This window comes from Salmonella enterica subsp. diarizonae (assembly GCF_008692785.1).
Classification (GTDB): Bacteria; Pseudomonadota; Gammaproteobacteria; order Enterobacterales; family Enterobacteriaceae; genus Salmonella; species Salmonella diarizonae.
In genome coordinates, this window is sequence record NZ_VXJV01000004.1 from 128,845 (window position 1) to 145,566 (window position 16,722).

Annotated in this window: 13 protein-coding genes and 2 pseudogenes; 1 reads left to right on the forward strand and 14 read right to left on the reverse strand. The window is 53.5% G+C overall.

Translation table 11 applies throughout. From position 1 onward, the window contains the following. Positions 1 to 28: 28 nt before the first annotated feature. Positions 29 to 157: pseudogene (locus F4V72_RS24400) on the forward strand (aldo/keto reductase); the annotation flags it as partial. Positions 158 to 190: 33 nt separating this feature from the next. Here the strand turns inward: F4V72_RS24400 and mutT are convergent. The 14 genes and pseudogenes from mutT to murD form a co-directional block, all read right to left on the reverse strand. Continuing rightward, the gene (gene mutT / locus F4V72_RS09715) at positions 191 to 586 is read right to left on the reverse strand and encodes an 8-oxo-dGTP diphosphatase MutT (protein ID WP_053529478.1); all 396 of its coding nucleotides are present in this window, start codon (positions 584 to 586) and stop codon (positions 191 to 193) included. 151 nt (positions 587 to 737) lie between these two features. Further along, positions 738 to 3,443, reverse strand: coding sequence for a preprotein translocase subunit SecA (gene secA, locus F4V72_RS09720; protein ID WP_023245718.1), 2,706 nt, complete (start codon positions 3,441 to 3,443; stop codon positions 738 to 740). A 61-nt stretch (positions 3,444 to 3,504) separates the two neighbouring features. After that, the gene (gene secM, locus F4V72_RS09725; RefSeq protein ID WP_023245717.1) at positions 3,505 to 4,002 is read right to left on the reverse strand and encodes a secA translation cis-regulator SecM; all 498 of its coding nucleotides are present in this window, start codon (positions 4,000 to 4,002) and stop codon (positions 3,505 to 3,507) included. Positions 4,003 to 4,247: 245 nt separating this feature from the next. After that, a pseudogene (locus F4V72_RS24405) lies at positions 4,248 to 4,413 on the reverse strand (3,4-dihydroxy-2-butanone-4-phosphate synthase); the annotation flags it as partial. A gap of 12 nt (positions 4,414 to 4,425) precedes the next feature. Next, positions 4,426 to 5,700: a hypothetical protein gene (locus tag F4V72_RS09730; RefSeq protein ID WP_023245716.1), complete on the reverse strand. Its 1,275-nt coding sequence runs from the start codon at positions 5,698 to 5,700 to the stop codon at positions 4,426 to 4,428. Between the two features lie 569 nt (positions 5,701 to 6,269). Further along, positions 6,270 to 7,187 carry a UDP-3-O-acyl-N-acetylglucosamine deacetylase gene (gene lpxC / locus F4V72_RS09735; RefSeq protein WP_000595487.1) on the reverse strand — a complete coding sequence of 306 codons (918 nt, stop codon included), beginning with the start codon at positions 7,185 to 7,187 and terminating at the stop codon, positions 6,270 to 6,272. 100 nt (positions 7,188 to 7,287) lie between these two features. Then, the gene (gene ftsZ / locus F4V72_RS09740; protein WP_000462785.1) at positions 7,288 to 8,439 is read right to left on the reverse strand and encodes a cell division protein FtsZ; all 1,152 of its coding nucleotides are present in this window, start codon (positions 8,437 to 8,439) and stop codon (positions 7,288 to 7,290) included. 60 nt (positions 8,440 to 8,499) lie between these two features. Next, positions 8,500 to 9,762, reverse strand: coding sequence for a cell division protein FtsA (gene ftsA / locus F4V72_RS09745; protein ID WP_000588463.1), 1,263 nt, complete (start codon positions 9,760 to 9,762; stop codon positions 8,500 to 8,502). Further along, positions 9,759 to 10,589 (reverse strand): cell division protein FtsQ, encoded by an 831-nt coding sequence (gene ftsQ / locus F4V72_RS09750; RefSeq protein ID WP_000075728.1) that lies wholly within the window; start codon positions 10,587 to 10,589, stop codon positions 9,759 to 9,761. The genes ftsA and ftsQ overlap by 4 nt, the downstream gene beginning before the upstream one ends. A gap of 1 nt (position 10,590) precedes the next feature. Continuing rightward, positions 10,591 to 11,511, reverse strand: coding sequence for a D-alanine--D-alanine ligase (locus F4V72_RS09755; protein WP_136058492.1), 921 nt, complete (start codon positions 11,509 to 11,511; stop codon positions 10,591 to 10,593). Then, positions 11,504 to 12,979: a UDP-N-acetylmuramate--L-alanine ligase gene (gene murC, locus F4V72_RS09760; RefSeq protein WP_023245714.1), complete on the reverse strand. Its 1,476-nt coding sequence runs from the start codon at positions 12,977 to 12,979 to the stop codon at positions 11,504 to 11,506. Before murC ends, F4V72_RS09755 begins: the two co-directional genes overlap by 8 nt. A 118-nt stretch (positions 12,980 to 13,097) precedes the next feature. Further along, complete coding sequence (gene murG, locus F4V72_RS09765; RefSeq protein WP_070801434.1) at positions 13,098 to 14,165, reverse strand: undecaprenyldiphospho-muramoylpentapeptide beta-N-acetylglucosaminyltransferase; 1,068 nt, start codon at positions 14,163 to 14,165, stop codon at positions 13,098 to 13,100. Further along, positions 14,162 to 15,406 carry a cell division protein FtsW gene (gene ftsW, locus F4V72_RS09770; RefSeq protein ID WP_001239803.1) on the reverse strand — a complete coding sequence of 415 codons (1,245 nt, stop codon included), beginning with the start codon at positions 15,404 to 15,406 and terminating at the stop codon, positions 14,162 to 14,164. The genes murG and ftsW overlap by 4 nt, the downstream gene beginning before the upstream one ends. Next, positions 15,406 to 16,722 carry a UDP-N-acetylmuramoyl-L-alanine--D-glutamate ligase gene (murD, locus tag F4V72_RS09775; RefSeq protein WP_053508820.1) on the reverse strand — a complete coding sequence of 439 codons (1,317 nt, stop codon included), beginning with the start codon at positions 16,720 to 16,722 and terminating at the stop codon, positions 15,406 to 15,408. Before murD ends, ftsW begins: the two co-directional genes overlap by 1 nt.

Consider the following 16,722-nt stretch of genomic DNA (forward strand, 5'->3'; position numbering starts at 1 on the left):
TAACAGAAGTGTAGCCGCCATTGCACCAGAAAACCCTGGCGCGTTATCACTGACCCTAAGTCCGCAGGAGCTGGCGGCAATTGAGGCGGTTTTTCCTCACGACGCCGCGGCCGGCCCCCGCTACTGGCCGGAAATTATGTCCACATTAAATCGATAATAACATCGAGGGGGATCGTGTTGAGATCCCCAACTAATGCGCAAATTGGCGTAATTTGCGAATAATCGGTTCATTGGCTGGCGGAAAATCGTCCGTATTCAACGTGCTTTGCGCGATCCACTGTCCCGGCTGCCCTTCTTTCCCCCACGGTTCGCCCTCCCAGCGTTCAACCAGCCAAAACCACAGCGTGATGTGTCGGTCCGGGAATTGATATTCCAGAGTATCGAATAAGGTCACCTGTGTTGGCGTAATCCCTACCTCTTCCTGTAGCTCACGGATCAACGCCTGCTCTGGTGTTTCTCCGGCTTCAATTTTTCCGCCGGGAAATTCAAGCTTGTTCGCCATATGCGCATCCGCGGCGCGTCGGGTAATAAAAATTTCGTCGTTCGGGTTGCGGATAATCCCAACCGCAATTTGCAGTTTTTTCATCTTGTTGCATCCATAAAAAAGGCGCAGTCGCCTGCGCCTTTTTATCTGTGTTCAATGCCAGGCCGAATAAGCGTAGTGCCATTCGGCAATAATGCCAGCATCGGCCTGATGGCAACACATTATGTCTTATCAGGCCGATAACTTTATCGCATTAGCTCAGGCGACCGTGACACTGTTTGTATTTCTTACCGGAACCGCAAGGGCAAGGATCGTTACGTCCAATCTTACGTTCGCCTGTTTGGGCGGCCAGATCGGCAGCCACGGCGGCATCGTCATCCTGATGGCTTAGCTGCTGCATCTGCGCCAGGCGCTCCGCCTCTTCGCGACGCTGCATTTCCATCGCTTCGACCTCTTCCGGCATACGTACCTGGACTTTGCTCAGGGTACTGATCACTTCATATTTCAGCGATTCCAGCATCGCAGCGAACATAGCGAAGGATTCGCGCTTGTACTCCTGCTTTGGATCTTTTTGCGCATAGCCGCGCAGGTGAATACCCTGACGCAGGTAATCCATTGCCGCCAGATGCTCTTTCCACAGGGAATCGAGAGTTTGCAGCATCACGCCTTTCTCGAAATGACGCATCATTTCAGCGCCAACCACCTCTTCTTTACGCTGATACACCTCAATAGACTGCGCCAGGATGCGCTCACGCAGCGTCTCCTCGTGCAGTTCCGGCTCTTTATCCAGCCATTCGGCAATCGGCATCTCCAGGTCGAAGTCGTTTTTCAGGCGTTCCTGCAAACCCGGGATGTCCCACATCTCTTCCAGCGACTGCGGCGGAATGTAGGCGTCAATGGTCGCCTTAAAGACATCTTCGCGAATGCTGTTAATGGTGTCGCTTACGTCAGACACATCCAGCAGTTCGTTACGCTGGGTATAAATTGCACGGCGCTGATCGTTCGCCACATCATCATATTCCAGCAGTTGCTTACGAATATCGAAGTTACGGCTTTCTACTTTACGCTGCGCGTTAGCGATAGCTTTAGTCACCCACGGGTGCTCAATCGCTTCGCCCGGCTTCATCCCCAGTTTACGCATCATACCGGAGACACGATCGGAGGCGAAAATACGCATCAGCGCATCTTCCATCGACAGGTAGAAACGGGAAGAACCTGGATCGCCCTGGCGACCGGAACGGCCACGTAGCTGGTTGTCGATACGGCGAGACTCATGGCGCTCGGTACCAATGATATGCAGACCGCCTGCAGCCAGAACTGCGTCGTGGCGTACCTGCCAGTCAGCCTTAATCTGCGCAATCTGTTCTTCCGTCGGCGCTTCCAGCGCGGCGACTTCCGCCTGCCAGCTACCACCCAGCATAATATCGGTACCACGACCCGCCATGTTAGTAGCGATAGTGACCGCCGCAGGATAACCGGCCTGCGCAACGATGCCTGCTTCGTTGGCGTGGAATTTAGCGTTCAGTACGTTATGTTTGATGCCCGCTTTGGTCAGCTCTCTGGAGACCACTTCAGACTTCTCGATAGAAATCGTCCCGACCAGCACTGGCTGACCGTTCGCGGTACGCTCTTTAATATCTTCGATAATGGCCTGGATTTTTTCCGCTTCGGTCATGTAGACCAGATCCGGCAAATCTTTACGGATCATCGGACGGTTAGTCGGAACAACGACGGTGTCCAGCTTATAGATAGAGCTAAATTCGAAGGCTTCAGTATCCGCCGTACCGGTCATACCGGCCAGCTTTTCATACAGACGGAAGTAGTTCTGGAAGGTGATAGACGCCAGCGTCTGGTTTTCATTCTGAATTTCAACGCCTTCTTTCGCTTCTACCGCCTGGTGCAGGCCGTCAGACCAGCGACGCCCCTGCATGGTACGACCGGTATGCTCATCAACAATGATGACTTCACCGTCTTTCACAATGTAATCCACGTCGCGGGTAAACAGCGCGTGCGCGCGCAGCGCGGCGGTGACGTGATGCATCAGCATAATGTTGGCAGGGGAGTAGAGCGACTCGCCTTCATCCATGATGCCTTCTTGCACCAGTAGCTCTTCAATCAACACCAGACCGCGTTCGGTCAGGTTAACCTGGCGCGCTTTCTCATCAACGGAGAAGTGGCCTTCGCCCTGGAAAGTGTCAGAATCTTCTTTCTCCTGACGAATCAGGTGCGGAATGATTTTGTTCACTTTTTTGTACATTTCCGAGCTGTCTTCCGCCGGGCCGGAAATAATCAGCGGGGTACGCGCTTCATCGATCAGGATGGAGTCAACCTCATCCACCAGCGCATAATGCAGTTTACGCTGCACGCGCTCTTCCGGGCTGAACGCCATGTTGTCGCGCAGGTAGTCAAAACCGTATTCGTTGTTAGTGCCGTAAGTGATGTCGGCAGCGTAAGCTTCACGCTTGGCTGGCGCAGGCATACCTGGCAGGTTGATGCCAACGGACATACCGAGGAATTCGAACAGCGGACGGTTGTTTTCGGCGTCACGCTGAGCCAGATAGTCATTCACGGTCACCACGTGAACGCCTTTGCCGGACAGCGCGTTCAGGTAGGCTGGCAGCGTTGCGGTCAACGTTTTACCTTCACCGGTACGCATTTCCGCGATGCAGCGATCGTTGAGCACCATACCACCCAATAGCTGAACGTCGAAGTGACGCATCCCAAAGACGCGTTTACTGGCTTCACGCACCACCGCGAACGCTTCCGGAATCAGGCTCTCTACGCTTTCGCCTTTTTCAATACGTGCGCGAAATTCATTGGTTTTCGCTTTCAGTTCGTCATCGGAGAGTTTTTCCATCTCCGGTTCCATCGTATTAATAAGGCTGACGGCCTTACGCATACGACGCAGTGTACGATCGTTACGGCTACCGAATACTTTCGTTAATAGTTTGATTAGCATAATAAAGTCTCAAACGCCCCGCGCCGCGGAGCTACAAATAAAGTTAAAAGGTCTTTTTTCGTTAGCTGAGACGTTGAGGCCCTGCGCGGATACCCTGTGCCTGACTTATCCAGGCCGGGATGCTAAACGCGGTTCGCGGCGCGAAATATGCCAGGGAGACGTGACGAACAATAGCAGGCGGCGTCCGCTCCTGCGTGAGCATCGCGCTGAGCGTATTCAGTAAGGCGATATGATGCGCCTGTAATGGCGACGGCGCGTCGGCAACGGGCAGCGTTTGCGGCGCCATTGCAAAAGAAAGGTGGCGAATCACCGTGCGAATAGCGTGCTGATGCCAGTAGTCTACGGTGAAATTAGGACGACGGTTAGAGGCTTCTAACAGCGCAAGATGGCTAAAGTTAACTTTAGACGCGGTGCTGGCGGTCGCCCTTGCAGGCGTATTGGTTTCGGCGGCGTTACTGAGCGCGGGCAAACCAAAACTCGCCGCGACCATCCCTAATAAGAGATGCGGCCAGAAGTATCGTCTGCCTAACTGTCGCCAGCGCGTCAGTATTCCACTCACGTCATTGCCACCTGATATGCCCCTCGTGGGCTTACGAAATCAAAACAATTTGCGCACAAATCTTATCATTAAAGCGTACGCGCTACAGCAGTAATGACGAGAAACAAAGATAAAAAATGGCTAAGAAAACAGCGAACGCGCCGTATTTCGATTTAATCCTGCTAAACAGGCGCGGATATAGAGAGAAACATTGTCTTCCGGCACCAGGCCACCTTGACCAAAAAACAGCGTTGGCGTTGTTTCCCCACTATCATCGGCAGATCAAACAGTTTACAACGTTCTTCGGTCAGGTATAGACGCTACCGTGGCGGATGGTTAGCGTCATCTGTTCAACCGTCATGATTTCAGCGGCGAAAATTATATTGCCTCGTTGGTACGATTTTCATCATCCAGCGTCATTACACTGCGGCCTTTATGAATACTCTAACGTCGAGATTCCACAGCGTCCTTAATACTTTCGCGGATAGCAGCTAATCGCTCGCAAATCACTGCATCCCGTTCAAGGATCTTATTTTTACGTCGCTGGTTATCCGGTGTCGGATTCTCTTCGAGATACCCGAGCACCTGTTCATATTCTTTATTCAGCTTGCTATGATACTTTACCAGTAAGGCTTCAATCTTAGACGCTTTTTCAGGTGTTAATCCTTCACTGGCTCTTTCATAATCATAACAAGCAGTGGCTATATCATGAATAGGTAACGAGACCCCTTTTATTACTGAAGAGATAAGGCTAGCCACGAGGATACCGCCCGCCCGCGAGGGTTCCACAACGAGTGACTTTATTTTTGCCCCACACTCCCAGACGGTACCTTTCTCGGCAGATTTTATTTTCCGGTCAATTTCCTGGGTTTTTAAATGCGGGTTAGGATTTATTTTATTGCTTACAACGCCTGCGGCATAATCGTAAAGCTTTTTACCTGCCCACGCTAATCCTGCGCCAATCCCCGCGCCGATGAACGTCCCCAAGCCGGGAGCGATTGCCGTGCCGATGACAGCGCCCAACACGCCACCAGCGATACCAATCCCAGTGTGTACCCCCGTTTGCAACAAGAGTTCGAGCGTTTTATTCTCTTTAAAACGCTCAACAGCTTCATGGTTATTAAGCACGTTTAACGATTTCTGAATGGAGTGCAACTCGTGCTTGAAGGCAGATTGTATTTTCTTGAAATTCATCACATCCTTCAACGTCATTTTCTCTTCTTCAAGAGAGCTCGTTTCTCCCAGCACAGATACAGGCATGATATAAGGCGAACACAGAACCTTTTCAGCTTTTAAAGTTCCACTTAAATTTTCTTCAGCGAACGTTCTCCATAACGAATTCAGCCCATTACATATATCGGGGAAGGTCATTTTTACATAACCGTTGGCATCAACGACATGTTGATAAAGAAAATCTTTCATCAATTCACTAATCTCAGAGACATACAAAGGGAGCTGCCCTGTAGATACCGCCAATTGGTAGGCATTACTCTCACCGCAGCATGGGGTCACCGCGTTTATAGAAACGCACAATGGATCTGCTGTTTCATGTGGATAAAGTTTAAGCTGGTCAAGTAACATACCAAATTGCACTGTTCGTTCTTCATCGCCTCCAATAATAACAGGCTCAACGAACTTATTCTCATCTAAAGGAAAATGAGCGCGCGCAGGTAATAACACACCATCGTTTACGGCAGATATTAGAGAGAAAATCATCATACTGCGTGCTCCCCTTTATTAGAGAAGTTATAATGTAAAAAATTATTCCATATCTTTCCCCTTTTAGTTACCAGGCATTTACCTGATTTATATTTCTCATTTCCAACCATGGCTACAGGTCATCCTGTACCGGTCTGGTCACTGGCTGATTTTCTCTGCTGCTGCAACAGCTCTTGCCCGGAGAGACAGGGCATATCCGCCATGTTCATTTGCCCGGTTTTCAATTTTTACGTTACTTTTTGGCCATTCGCGAAGGATGTGAAGGGAATATCGTTGAGTTCACAGTATTACTGGTCAGTCAGGTTACTGCGCGACAGATAATAACATGTTGTTTTTTATTCAATGGTTCAGCATGGTTTTGACATCAACTGATGCCATCAGAGTTGTGGTTAGAGGCCGCTAATATTATCTGCTGAAATTATTATGAAAAAATGAATTCGCCGGGAGTCCACGCTAAAATGGCCGTATTAAGAGAAACGCAGATAACGAATAGTAAAAAAAACGACTGGCTCGCCTGGCCGGAGAGAGTGCCAGGTTTACCAGTCGAATTTATACGACAGCGTATGTCGTTATGCCAGTACCGTCGAAGGCGCTTTGAAAGCCAACGGCAGTTCTGCGTCGTCCTGGAAGGTCACAAATTCCCAGGCTTCCTGTTTTGCCAGGACTGCCTGTAACAGTTTGTTATTCAATGCGTGACCGGATTTATACGCGGTAAACGCACCAATAATATTGTGACCACACATGAACAAGTCACCGATCGCGTCAAGCATTTTGTGACGAACGAATTCATCTTCAAAACGCAGGCCGTCTTCGTTCAATACGCGATAATCGTCAACAACGATGGCACAATCGAAGCTGCCGCCCAGGCACAGGCCGCGGGACTGCAGATATTCGATATCACGCATAAAACCGAAGGTACGCGCACGGCTGATCTGGCGCATGAACGCATCCGCAGAGAAGTTCATCGCATAGCGCTGGCTGCTGGAATCGATAGCCGGATGGTTAAAGTCGATGGTGAAATCCAACGTAAAACCATTGTACGGTCTGAATTCAGCCCATTTATCGCCATCTTCAACCCGAACAGTCTCTTTGATGCGTACGAATTTTTTGGCGCAGTTCAGTTCATCAATACCGGCATCAAGCAGCAGGTAGACAAACGGAGCGGCACTGCCATCCATGATCGGGATTTCCGGGGCATTAACCTCAATAACGATGTTATCGATACCTAACCCCGCCAGAGCAGCATTCAGGTGCTCAACGGTTGAAATCCGTACATCATGCTCATTCACCAGACACGTACAGAGCATGGTATCACGCACAGATTTGGCATCGGCCGGGAAATCTACCGGTGGATTCAAGTCGGTGCGACGATAGATGACCCCGGTATTGGCCGGCGCAGGGCGTAATGTCAGGGTGACTTTTTTGCCGGTGTGTAAACCGACGCCAGTCGCCTGAACGATACGTTTAAGTGTCCTTTGTTTGATCATCGTATAATCTCGCCAAATTACCTATCCAACCGAAGTGTACTATACATTCGGCGGGCCAGTTTAGCACAAAGAGCCCAGAATCCCAAATTCCAGCTAATTCTTAATCAGCTTGCTTACGCAGGAATGCGGGGATATCCAGATAATCCGGCTCTTTCGCCGCCTGTGGCGTATTGTCGTTAACCACTTTCGCGACCGTTTTTTGCTCCTGCGTCAGCGGCGCCATACCGTGCTGCTGATAACGATCCAATACCGGCTGCTGCACCTGTTTGTTGGTCACCAAAGTGATTTCCGGACGTTTGTCCATACCAATACCGGTCGCCACCACGGTCACGCGCAGTTCATCATTCATATCCGGGTCCAGAGAGGTACCGATAACCACGGTGGCGTTATCCGACGCAAACGCGCGAATGGTGTTACCGACGGTTTCAAACTCGTCCAGACGCAGGTCGAAGCCCGCCGTAATGTTGACCAACACGCCGCGCGCGCCGGACAGGTCGATATCTTCCAACAGCGGAGAAGAAATAGCCATTTCAGCCGCTTCTTCCGCACGGTCTTCACCGCTCGCCACGCCGGAGCCCATCATTGCGTAGCCCATTTCAGACATCACGGTACGCACGTCAGCAAAGTCGACGTTCATCAGGCCCGGACGGGTGATCAGCTCTGCGATACCCTGAACCGCGCCTTTCAGCACGTCATTCGCCGCGCCGAACGCGTCGAGCAGGGAGATACCACGGCCCAGCACCTTCAGCAACTTGTCGTTCGGGATGGTGATCAACGAATCTACATGTTTGGACAGCTCGGTGATACCCTGCTCCGCAAATGCCATGCGCTTTTTGCCTTCAAAATTGAAAGGCTTAGTCACCACGGCAACGGTCAGAATACCTAAATCTTTTGCCACTTCAGCAACCACTGGTGCCGCGCCGGTTCCGGTACCGCCGCCCATGCCTGCCGCGATAAATACCATGTCTGCGCCCTCAAGCGCCGCACGCAGCGCTTCACGGTCTTCGTCCGCCGCATTACGACCGACTTCCGGGTTTGCGCCGGCGCCCAGACCTTTGGTAATGCCGCTACCAATTTGGATGGTCTGGCCAACCGCCGTTTTACGCAACGCCTGCGCGTCGGTATTCACCGCGAAGAATTCAACACCTTCGATGCGCTCGCGCACCATGTGTTCAACAGCGTTACCGCCGCCGCCACCGACGCCGATGACTTTAATCACCGCGTCGTTGGTTAGTTCCATAGGTTCAAACATAATCTCTCTCCGTCATGTGCCTGTCGCCTGAGGCCGTAATATCTGGCGGCCTCATAAAAATTAAAACTCTTTTCGCAGCCAGCTATTAAGTCGCTTGATCCACGAGCCAACTGATGCCGTAACACGTTTTTCCACTTCTGCCTCACCGTTTAAGTGGGACTCTTTCCCGTAGTGAAGCAATCCCACCGCCGTTGAGTAATACGGTTCCTGGGCATAATCCGTCAGACCAGTGATATTCAGCGGCGCGCCGATACGCACCTGCGTATGGAACACACGCTGAGCGCAAGCAGCAAGCCCTTCGATTTGCGCCGCGCCGCCGGTTAACACAATCCCCGCCGCCAGGTGATGTTTTACCCCTTGTTGGCGAAGCTGTTCCTGTAATTGCAATATTTCTTCGTTGACCAGATTGAGCAGCTCGGTATAACGCGGCTCAATTACTTCCGCCAGCGTCTGGCGTTGCAGGCTGCGCGGCGGACGCCCGCCTACGCTCGGCACTTCAACGCTCTCGTCTTTACCGACGATAGAACCCAGCGCGCAACCGTGGCGGACTTTAATGGCTTCGGCATCGCTCGGCGGCGTACCAAAGGCATAAGCGATATCACTGGTCACCACGTTCCCCGCGTAAGGGATCACTTTGGTATGACGCAGCGCGCCGCCAGTATAAACGGCGATATCCATTGTACCACCGCCGATATCCACGACACAGACGCCCAGTTCACGTTCATCTTCCGTCAACACGGAATAACTGGCCGCCAGTCCGGCAAATATCAGTTGGTCAACTTTCAGACCACAACGTTCAACAGCTTTGACAATGTTTTTTGCCATATCGTTGTGGCAGGTAATCAAATGTACTTTCGCCTGCATGCGCACACCGGAAAGACCGACCGGATTTTTAATGCCCTCCTGGTAGTCAATGGCGTACTCCTGAGGAATCACATGCAGCACGCGATGCTCATCGCGCACGCGCACTGACTTCGCAGTATGCACGACGTTTTCCACATCTTCCTGCGTCACTTCTTCTTCAGAGATAGGCACCATGCCTATCTCATTCTGACAGCTAATATGCTTTCCAGAAAGCGCCAGATATACCGAGGAGATCTGGCAATCGGCCATCAATTCCGCCTGGTCAATGGCGCGCTGAACGCATTTCACCACTGACTCAAGGTCATTCACCCCGCCTTTATCCATACCCCGCGATGGGCAACTGCCCACGCCAATGATATTGACCATACCGTCGGGCAGAACTTCCCCTACTAAAGCGGCAACCTTCGCGGTGCCGATCTCCAGTCCTACTACCAGTTTTCTGTCCGTCGCCTTGATCATTGTTGTTCTGCCTGTGCCTGATTCTGTTGCTGATTAGATTCCTCAGGGGGGAGCGGCGCCCAGCCAACCGCCGCACCTGAGTCATAACGCAAATCAACGTAGCTAATCCGTTTGCCATCGGTTTGCGCCTGCTGCTGTAAAACCGGATAGAGTTCTACAAAGCGAGCCAACCTTTTCATCGTATCGCCCCTGCCGAGATTGAGCTTAATGCCGTTATTAAGCGTCAATTGCCAGGAGCGACGTGCGGTCATCGCCGCTTCCTTCAGAGTGAATTTATCCTTAGCCAGCACCTGCCCCATCTCGCGGTATCCCTGCAACACTTCACTCGCGCTGCCTTCCGGGCCGTACAACATGGGTAAAACCTGTTTGCCGATGCGATCTGACGGCACACTGAAGGTATTCCCTTCAGCATCGACCATATGTTGATCATTCCAACGCGCAATCGGCACATATTCAACCAGATGAATCTTCAATTCATCAGGCCACTGTTTTCTGACGCTGGCCTGTTTAATCCACGGCAAACGCTCAATCTGGCTCTGGATAATGTTCACATCCTGCGTCATGAAGGTTCCCGGCGCGCCCAGAGCCAGTATCGCCTGGCGGATATCATCGTTACGCGTGTAGTGACGCTCGCCGGTTAACACCAGCTTTGATAACGGTAAACGCTGCGCATCTTCCATCCACCCTAACACGACCCACCCGCTAACAAACACGGTGCACAGTACCGTCAGCAGGAATAAAATTCCCGCAAGACGCGTTCCATTATTGCGGCGTGAAGAAGGTGTCTCTTCGTCACTGTTTCGCGTGTTCAGCGCAGCCTGCGACATATCAGTCCGCCAACTCCAGTATTCGTACCACTAACTGCGAGAAGCTCATTCCCGCCTGACGCGCCGCCATCGGCACCAGACTATGGCTGGTCATACCCGGAGAAGTATTGGCTTCCAGCAGATAAAACTGACCATCGCTGTCCAGCATGACGTCAATACGCCCCCATCCCGTGCAGCCTAAAGCTTTCCATGCCTGCAGGACGAGCGACTGTAGCGCGGCTTCCTGAGGCGCTTCTAAACCGGCAGGGCAGAAATACTGTGTCTCATCAGAGAGATACTTCGCCTCATAATCATAGAAGGTTCCTGCCGGTTGGATACGAATTGACGGTAAAATTTCTTCGCCAACTATCGCCACCGTAAATTCCGGACCGCACAGCCATTTTTCAATCAGTATTTCGTCATCATGCTGAAAAGCCAATGATAACGCACCCTGCAAAGCATTTTCTTCTACCACTTTCGTCATACCGACGCTGGAGCCTTCACGGCTGGGTTTGACGATCAGCGGTAAACCCAGCGCCAAAATTCGCGCTTTTTGTTCTTCGCTAAGGCCTTTTTCAAACCCGGCGCGCGTCAACGCGACCCACGGCGCGACGGGTAACCCTGCGCCCTGCCACAGCAATTTACTGCGCAGTTTATCCATTGAAAGCGCCGAGGCCATCACCCCGCTGCCGGTATAAGGCAGGCCGAGCAGTTCAAGCATTCCCTGTAAGGTGCCATCTTCACCGCCACGGCCATGCAACGCAATAAAGACCTTCTGAAAGCCCATTGCTTTAAGCTGCGCGACATCGACCTCTTGCGGATCGACGGGATACGCATCAATGCCGCCTTCACGTAACCCTGCCAACACTGCCTCGCCGGAATTTAACGAGACCTCCCGCTCCGCAGAGGTTCCGCCCAACAGGACCGCGATTTTATCAGCCATGTTGCTCTTCCTCCTGGATTTGCGGCTTCAGCTTGATTTCAGATAAGTAACGCGCAATTTTGCCAACATTTCCTGCGCCTTGCACTAATATCAAGTCGTTACCCGTAAGCACCGGTGCTAACATTGTCGCAACCTGAGCCGGATCGGAAACCAGAATCGGGTCAATTTTTCCCCGATTACGAATCGTGCGACATAAAGAACGGCTATCCGCGCCCGGAATCGGCGCTTCGCCCGCCGGGTAAACGTCCAGCATCAGCAGCGCATCGACCTGCGTCAGCACATTAGCGAAATCGTCATACAGATCGCGCGTGCGCGTGTAACGGTGCGGCTGAAACAGCATCACCAGGTTTTTATCCGGCCACCCCGCCCGCGCGGCTTTAATGGTGGCGTCTACTTCGGTCGGATGATGACCATAGTCATCCACCAGCATCGCCGTCCCGGCTTTACCATTCACCGGCTCAAGCGGGAACTCGCCGAGGAAGTCAAAGCGACGCCCGGTCCCCTGGAAGCTTTCCAGCGCCCGCAGGATAGCATCATCGTCGATGCCTTCTTCGGTCGCTACCGCCACTGCCGCCGCGGCATTCAAGGCATTGTGGCGACCCGGCGCATTCAACGTCACGCGCAGATCCGGCATTCCCTGGCGCAGCAGCGTAAAGTGCCCCTGCGGCCCTATCTGCTGATAATCTTCTACGCGGACATCAGCATCCTCGCTAAAACCATACGTCGTGGTCTGACGCCCCACCCGCGGCAGCAGCTCGCGGATAACCGGATCGTCGACGCACATTACCGCGCGACCATAGAACGGCAGGTTATGCAGGAAGTTAATAAACGTCTGCTTTAAATTTTCAAAGTCGCCATGATAGGTATCCATATGGTCAGCTTCGATGTTGGTGACAATCGCGACCATCGGCTGCAAATGCAAGAAAGACGCGTCGCTCTCATCCGCCTCGGCAATCAGGTAACGACTATGGCCCAGACGCGCATGAACGCCTGCGGCTTTCACCAGTCCACCATTCACGAAAGTCGGGTCCAGCCCCGCTTCGGCATAAATACTGGACACCATTGCGGTCGTTGTGGTTTTACCGTGGGTCCCGGCAATGGCAATACCGTGGCGAAAACGCATCAGTTCCGCCAGCATTTCCGCACGGCGAATAACCGGAATACGCGCCTCATGCGCCGCGACAATTTCCGGGTTATCCGCGGAAATCGCGCTGGAAACCACAACCACGCTGGCATCGCGCACATTTTCCGGACGATGGTTAAAGAAAATCGTCGCCCCCAGGCTCGTCAACTGCTGGGTCACCGGATTCGGCGCTAAATCGGAACCACTGATCTGATACCCTTCATTGGCCAGAACTTCGGCAATACCGCCCATACCAGCACCACCGATGCCGACAAAGTGAATGTGCCGAACGCGACGCATTTCGGGCACGATGGAACGCAGTTTTGCCAGTTGTTGTGTATTCATTCTTTACGCCATTAACTCCAATACCCGTCATACTTCAAATTGCAGGTGCGTTGGCTTTCCTGCAACCCAAATTATTGAGGGTAGAAAAACCCTACGATGCAAAAGGCACCGCTACAAATTATGTCCGGGCAACCCGGCTGACTTCACTGGCGACGCGCTCGGTGGCATCCGGAATAGATACCGCGCGGGCACGCTCCGCCATGGTTAATAACGTCGCGCGCGACCACCCCGCCAGGGTGTCGGCGACAGCCTCTACAGTAAACTGCGGCTGCTCAAAAATCTTAGCTGCGCCAGCGTTTTCTAACGGCAGCGCATTCCAGTACTGCTGCCTGTCTTTATGTTGAAACGGCACGAATATCGCCGGTAACCCGGCGGCGGCGATCTCGCTCACCGTTAAAGCGCCGGAACGACACACCACCACATCCGCCCACGCATAGGCGGCGGCCATGTCATCGATAAATTCCGTCACCTTATGCTGCGGTTGTCCCGCCCCGGCATACGCCTGCTCTACCGTGTGCTGCGCGCCTTTTCCACTTTGATGCCAGATTGTAACCGTATCGCCCAGTCTGGCGGCAACCTGCGGCAACGTCTGGTTCAGGACTCGCGCCCCCTGAGAGCCGCCGACCACCAACACGCGAATCGGGCCGCTACGACCGGCCAGACGCGTCTGCGGCAGCGGCAACGCCAGTACGTCGGTACGCACCGGGTTACCCACCACTTCCGCGTTCGGAAACGCACCGGGAAACGCCTGCATCACCGTGGTCGCGATTTTGGCCAGCCACTGATTGGTTAGCCCGGCGATACCATTTTGCTCATGCAAGACGACCGGAATACCCAATGACCAGGCGGCAAGACCGCCGGGGCCGGAAACATAACCGCCCATTCCCAGCACGACATCCGGCTTAAACCGTTTCATGATCGCCCGCGCCTGCCGCCAGGCGTTAAAAATCCGCAACGGCGCCGCCAGAAGTGCTTTTACGCCTTTACCGCGCAGGCCGGAGATCCGAATAAAGTCAATGTCGATACCATGCTTCGGCACTAAATCCGCTTCCATACGATCGGCGGTACCCAGCCAGCGAACCTGCCAGCCCTGGGCCATTAAATGATGCGCAACGGCCAGTCCCGGGAACACGTGTCCGCCGGTACCGCCCGCCATCACCATTAACCGCTTCGGTTGACCACTCATCGAGAACCTCGTGTAAACGCCTGCGCTTTTTCCAGACGCGTTTCATAATCAATACGTAATAAAAACATAATGGCCGTCGACATAATCAACAGACTCGACCCGCCATAGCTGATCAGCGGCAGCGTAAGTCCTTTGGTCGGCAGCATCCCCGCAGCCGCGCCAACGTTTACCAGCGCCTGGAAGCTAAACCAGATACCGATAGAACACGCTAAAAAACCGGAAAAACGGTGGTCAATCTCCAGCGCCTTACGGCCAATCGACATCGCGCGAAAAGCGACGAAGAATACCATTAAAAGCGCCAATACCACACCGATATAACCCAGTTCTTCCCCAATAATGGCGAAGATGAAATCGGTGTGCGCCTCCGGCAAATACTCCAGTTTCTGCACCGAATTCCCCAGCCCTTGCCCCCATATCTCACCGCGACCAAAAGCCATCAGCGACTGCGTTAGCTGATAACCGCTGCCGAACGGATCTTCCCAGGGATTCCAGAAAGAGGTGACGCGGCGAATACGATACGGTTCGGCGAGGATTAGCAGAATCACCGCCGAGATGCCCATCCCGATAATGGCGATGAACTGCCATAATTTCGCCCCGGCGAGAAACAGCATCGCCAGCGTGGTGACAAACAGTACGACCACCGTCCCGAGGTCAGGCTGCGCCAGCAGTAACACCGCCAGCACCAGAATCACCCCCATTGGTTTTAAAAAGCCGCGCAGGTTGTTTCGCACCTCATCAACCTTACGCACCAGATAGTTCGCGAGGTAGCAAAACAGCGACAGCTTGGTAAACTCCGCAGGCTGGATACGCAGCGGCCCCAGCGCAATCCAGCGCGACGCCCCGTTGACCGAACTCCCGACGACCAGCACGATAAGCAGCATAATGATCGACGCAATCAGCATCGTCGTGCTGTATTTTTGCCAGAAAGTCATTGGCAAACGCAGCGTGACCATCGCCAGACAAAATGCCAGGAAGATATAGAGCGCATCACGTTTGGCAAACAAAAACGGATCGTTCGCCAGGCGCTGCCCGACTGGCATGGAGGCCGACGTCACCATGACAAAACCAATCGCCGCCAGCCCGAAGGTCAGCCATAGCAGCGTGCGGTCATACATGATCAGGCTGTCGGCGTCTTTATCGCGCGAAGCCATCACCCAGCCTTTAAGCGCCGCAAACAGCCAGGCCAGGAGGCCAAAACCTGGTACGCGCGGCATTCTCAGACGGGGGAGAGATAAACGCATCAACCTAGCTCCTTCGCCAGACGGGTAAAGACATCGCCCCGTTGCTCAAAACTTTTAAACTGATCGAGGCTGGCGCAGGCGGGCGACAACAGCACCATATCCCCCGGCTGAACGCGTGGCGCCAGCAGACGCATCGCCTCTTCCATCGTCTCAGTCTGTTGGGCGATTTCCGGGCGCAGCGCGGCAAGCTGCGCACCATCGCGCCCAAAGCAATACAGACGGATACGGTCGCCGGTCAAATAGCGCGCCAACGAAGAAAAGTCTGCCGACTTACCGTCGCCGCCCAGCAGCAGATGCAGCGTACCGTCCACATGCAAACCGTTTAGCGCCGCTTCGGTACTGCCGACGTTGGTCGCTTTCGAGTCGTTGATCCAACGTACACCGTTATGCTCCAGCGCCAGTTGGAAGCGGTGCGCCAGACCGGTAAATGTCGTCAACGCCTTCAAACTGCTGGCGCGCGGCAGGCCTGCGGCATCCGCCAGAGCCAGCGCCGCTAACGCATTGGTATAGTTATGCTGACCGGAAAGCTTCATCTCTTTCACGTTCAGCACCTTCTCGCCTTTGACTCGCAGCCAGGTTTCGCCCTGCTGACGATTAAGGTGATAATCACCCATATTGACGCCAAAGCTGACACAGCGTTCATCGGCCCCGCGTACCGGCATCGTCAACGCGTCATCGGCATTCACTACGCACACTTTCGCCTTCTCGTAGACGCGCAGTTTCGCCGACCGGTACTGTTGCAGACCAAACGGATACCTATCCATATGATCCTCAGTAACATTGAGCACCGTTGCCGCCACCGCCTGCAAACTTGACGTGGTTTCCAGTTGGAAACTGGATAATTCCAACACGTACAATTCGCGATCGGCATCCAACAGCATCAGCGCCGGAAGACCGATATTGCCGCCAACACCAACACTGACGCCCGCCGCCTTCGCCATCTCACCCACTAATGTGGTCACGGTGCTTTTGCCGTTAGAGCCGGTGATGGCCACAATCGGCGCTTGCGCTTCGCGGCAAAACAGTTCGATATCGCCGACAATTTCTACTCCAGCGCTGGCGGCAGCGCTAAGAGAGGGATGCGCCAGGGCGATGCCAGGGCTGGCGACGATTAAATCCGCCGCTAAGAGCCACTCGTCGTTCAGACCGCCAACGTGACGCTCAACCTCTTGCGGCAGCTTATCCAGACCCGGCGGCGTCACGCGAGTATCCATCACCCGCGGCGTCACGCCGCGGGCGAGGAAAAAGTCCACGCAAGAGAGTCCGGTTAAGCCCAGACCGATAATGACGACGTTTTTGTCCTGATAATCAGCCAT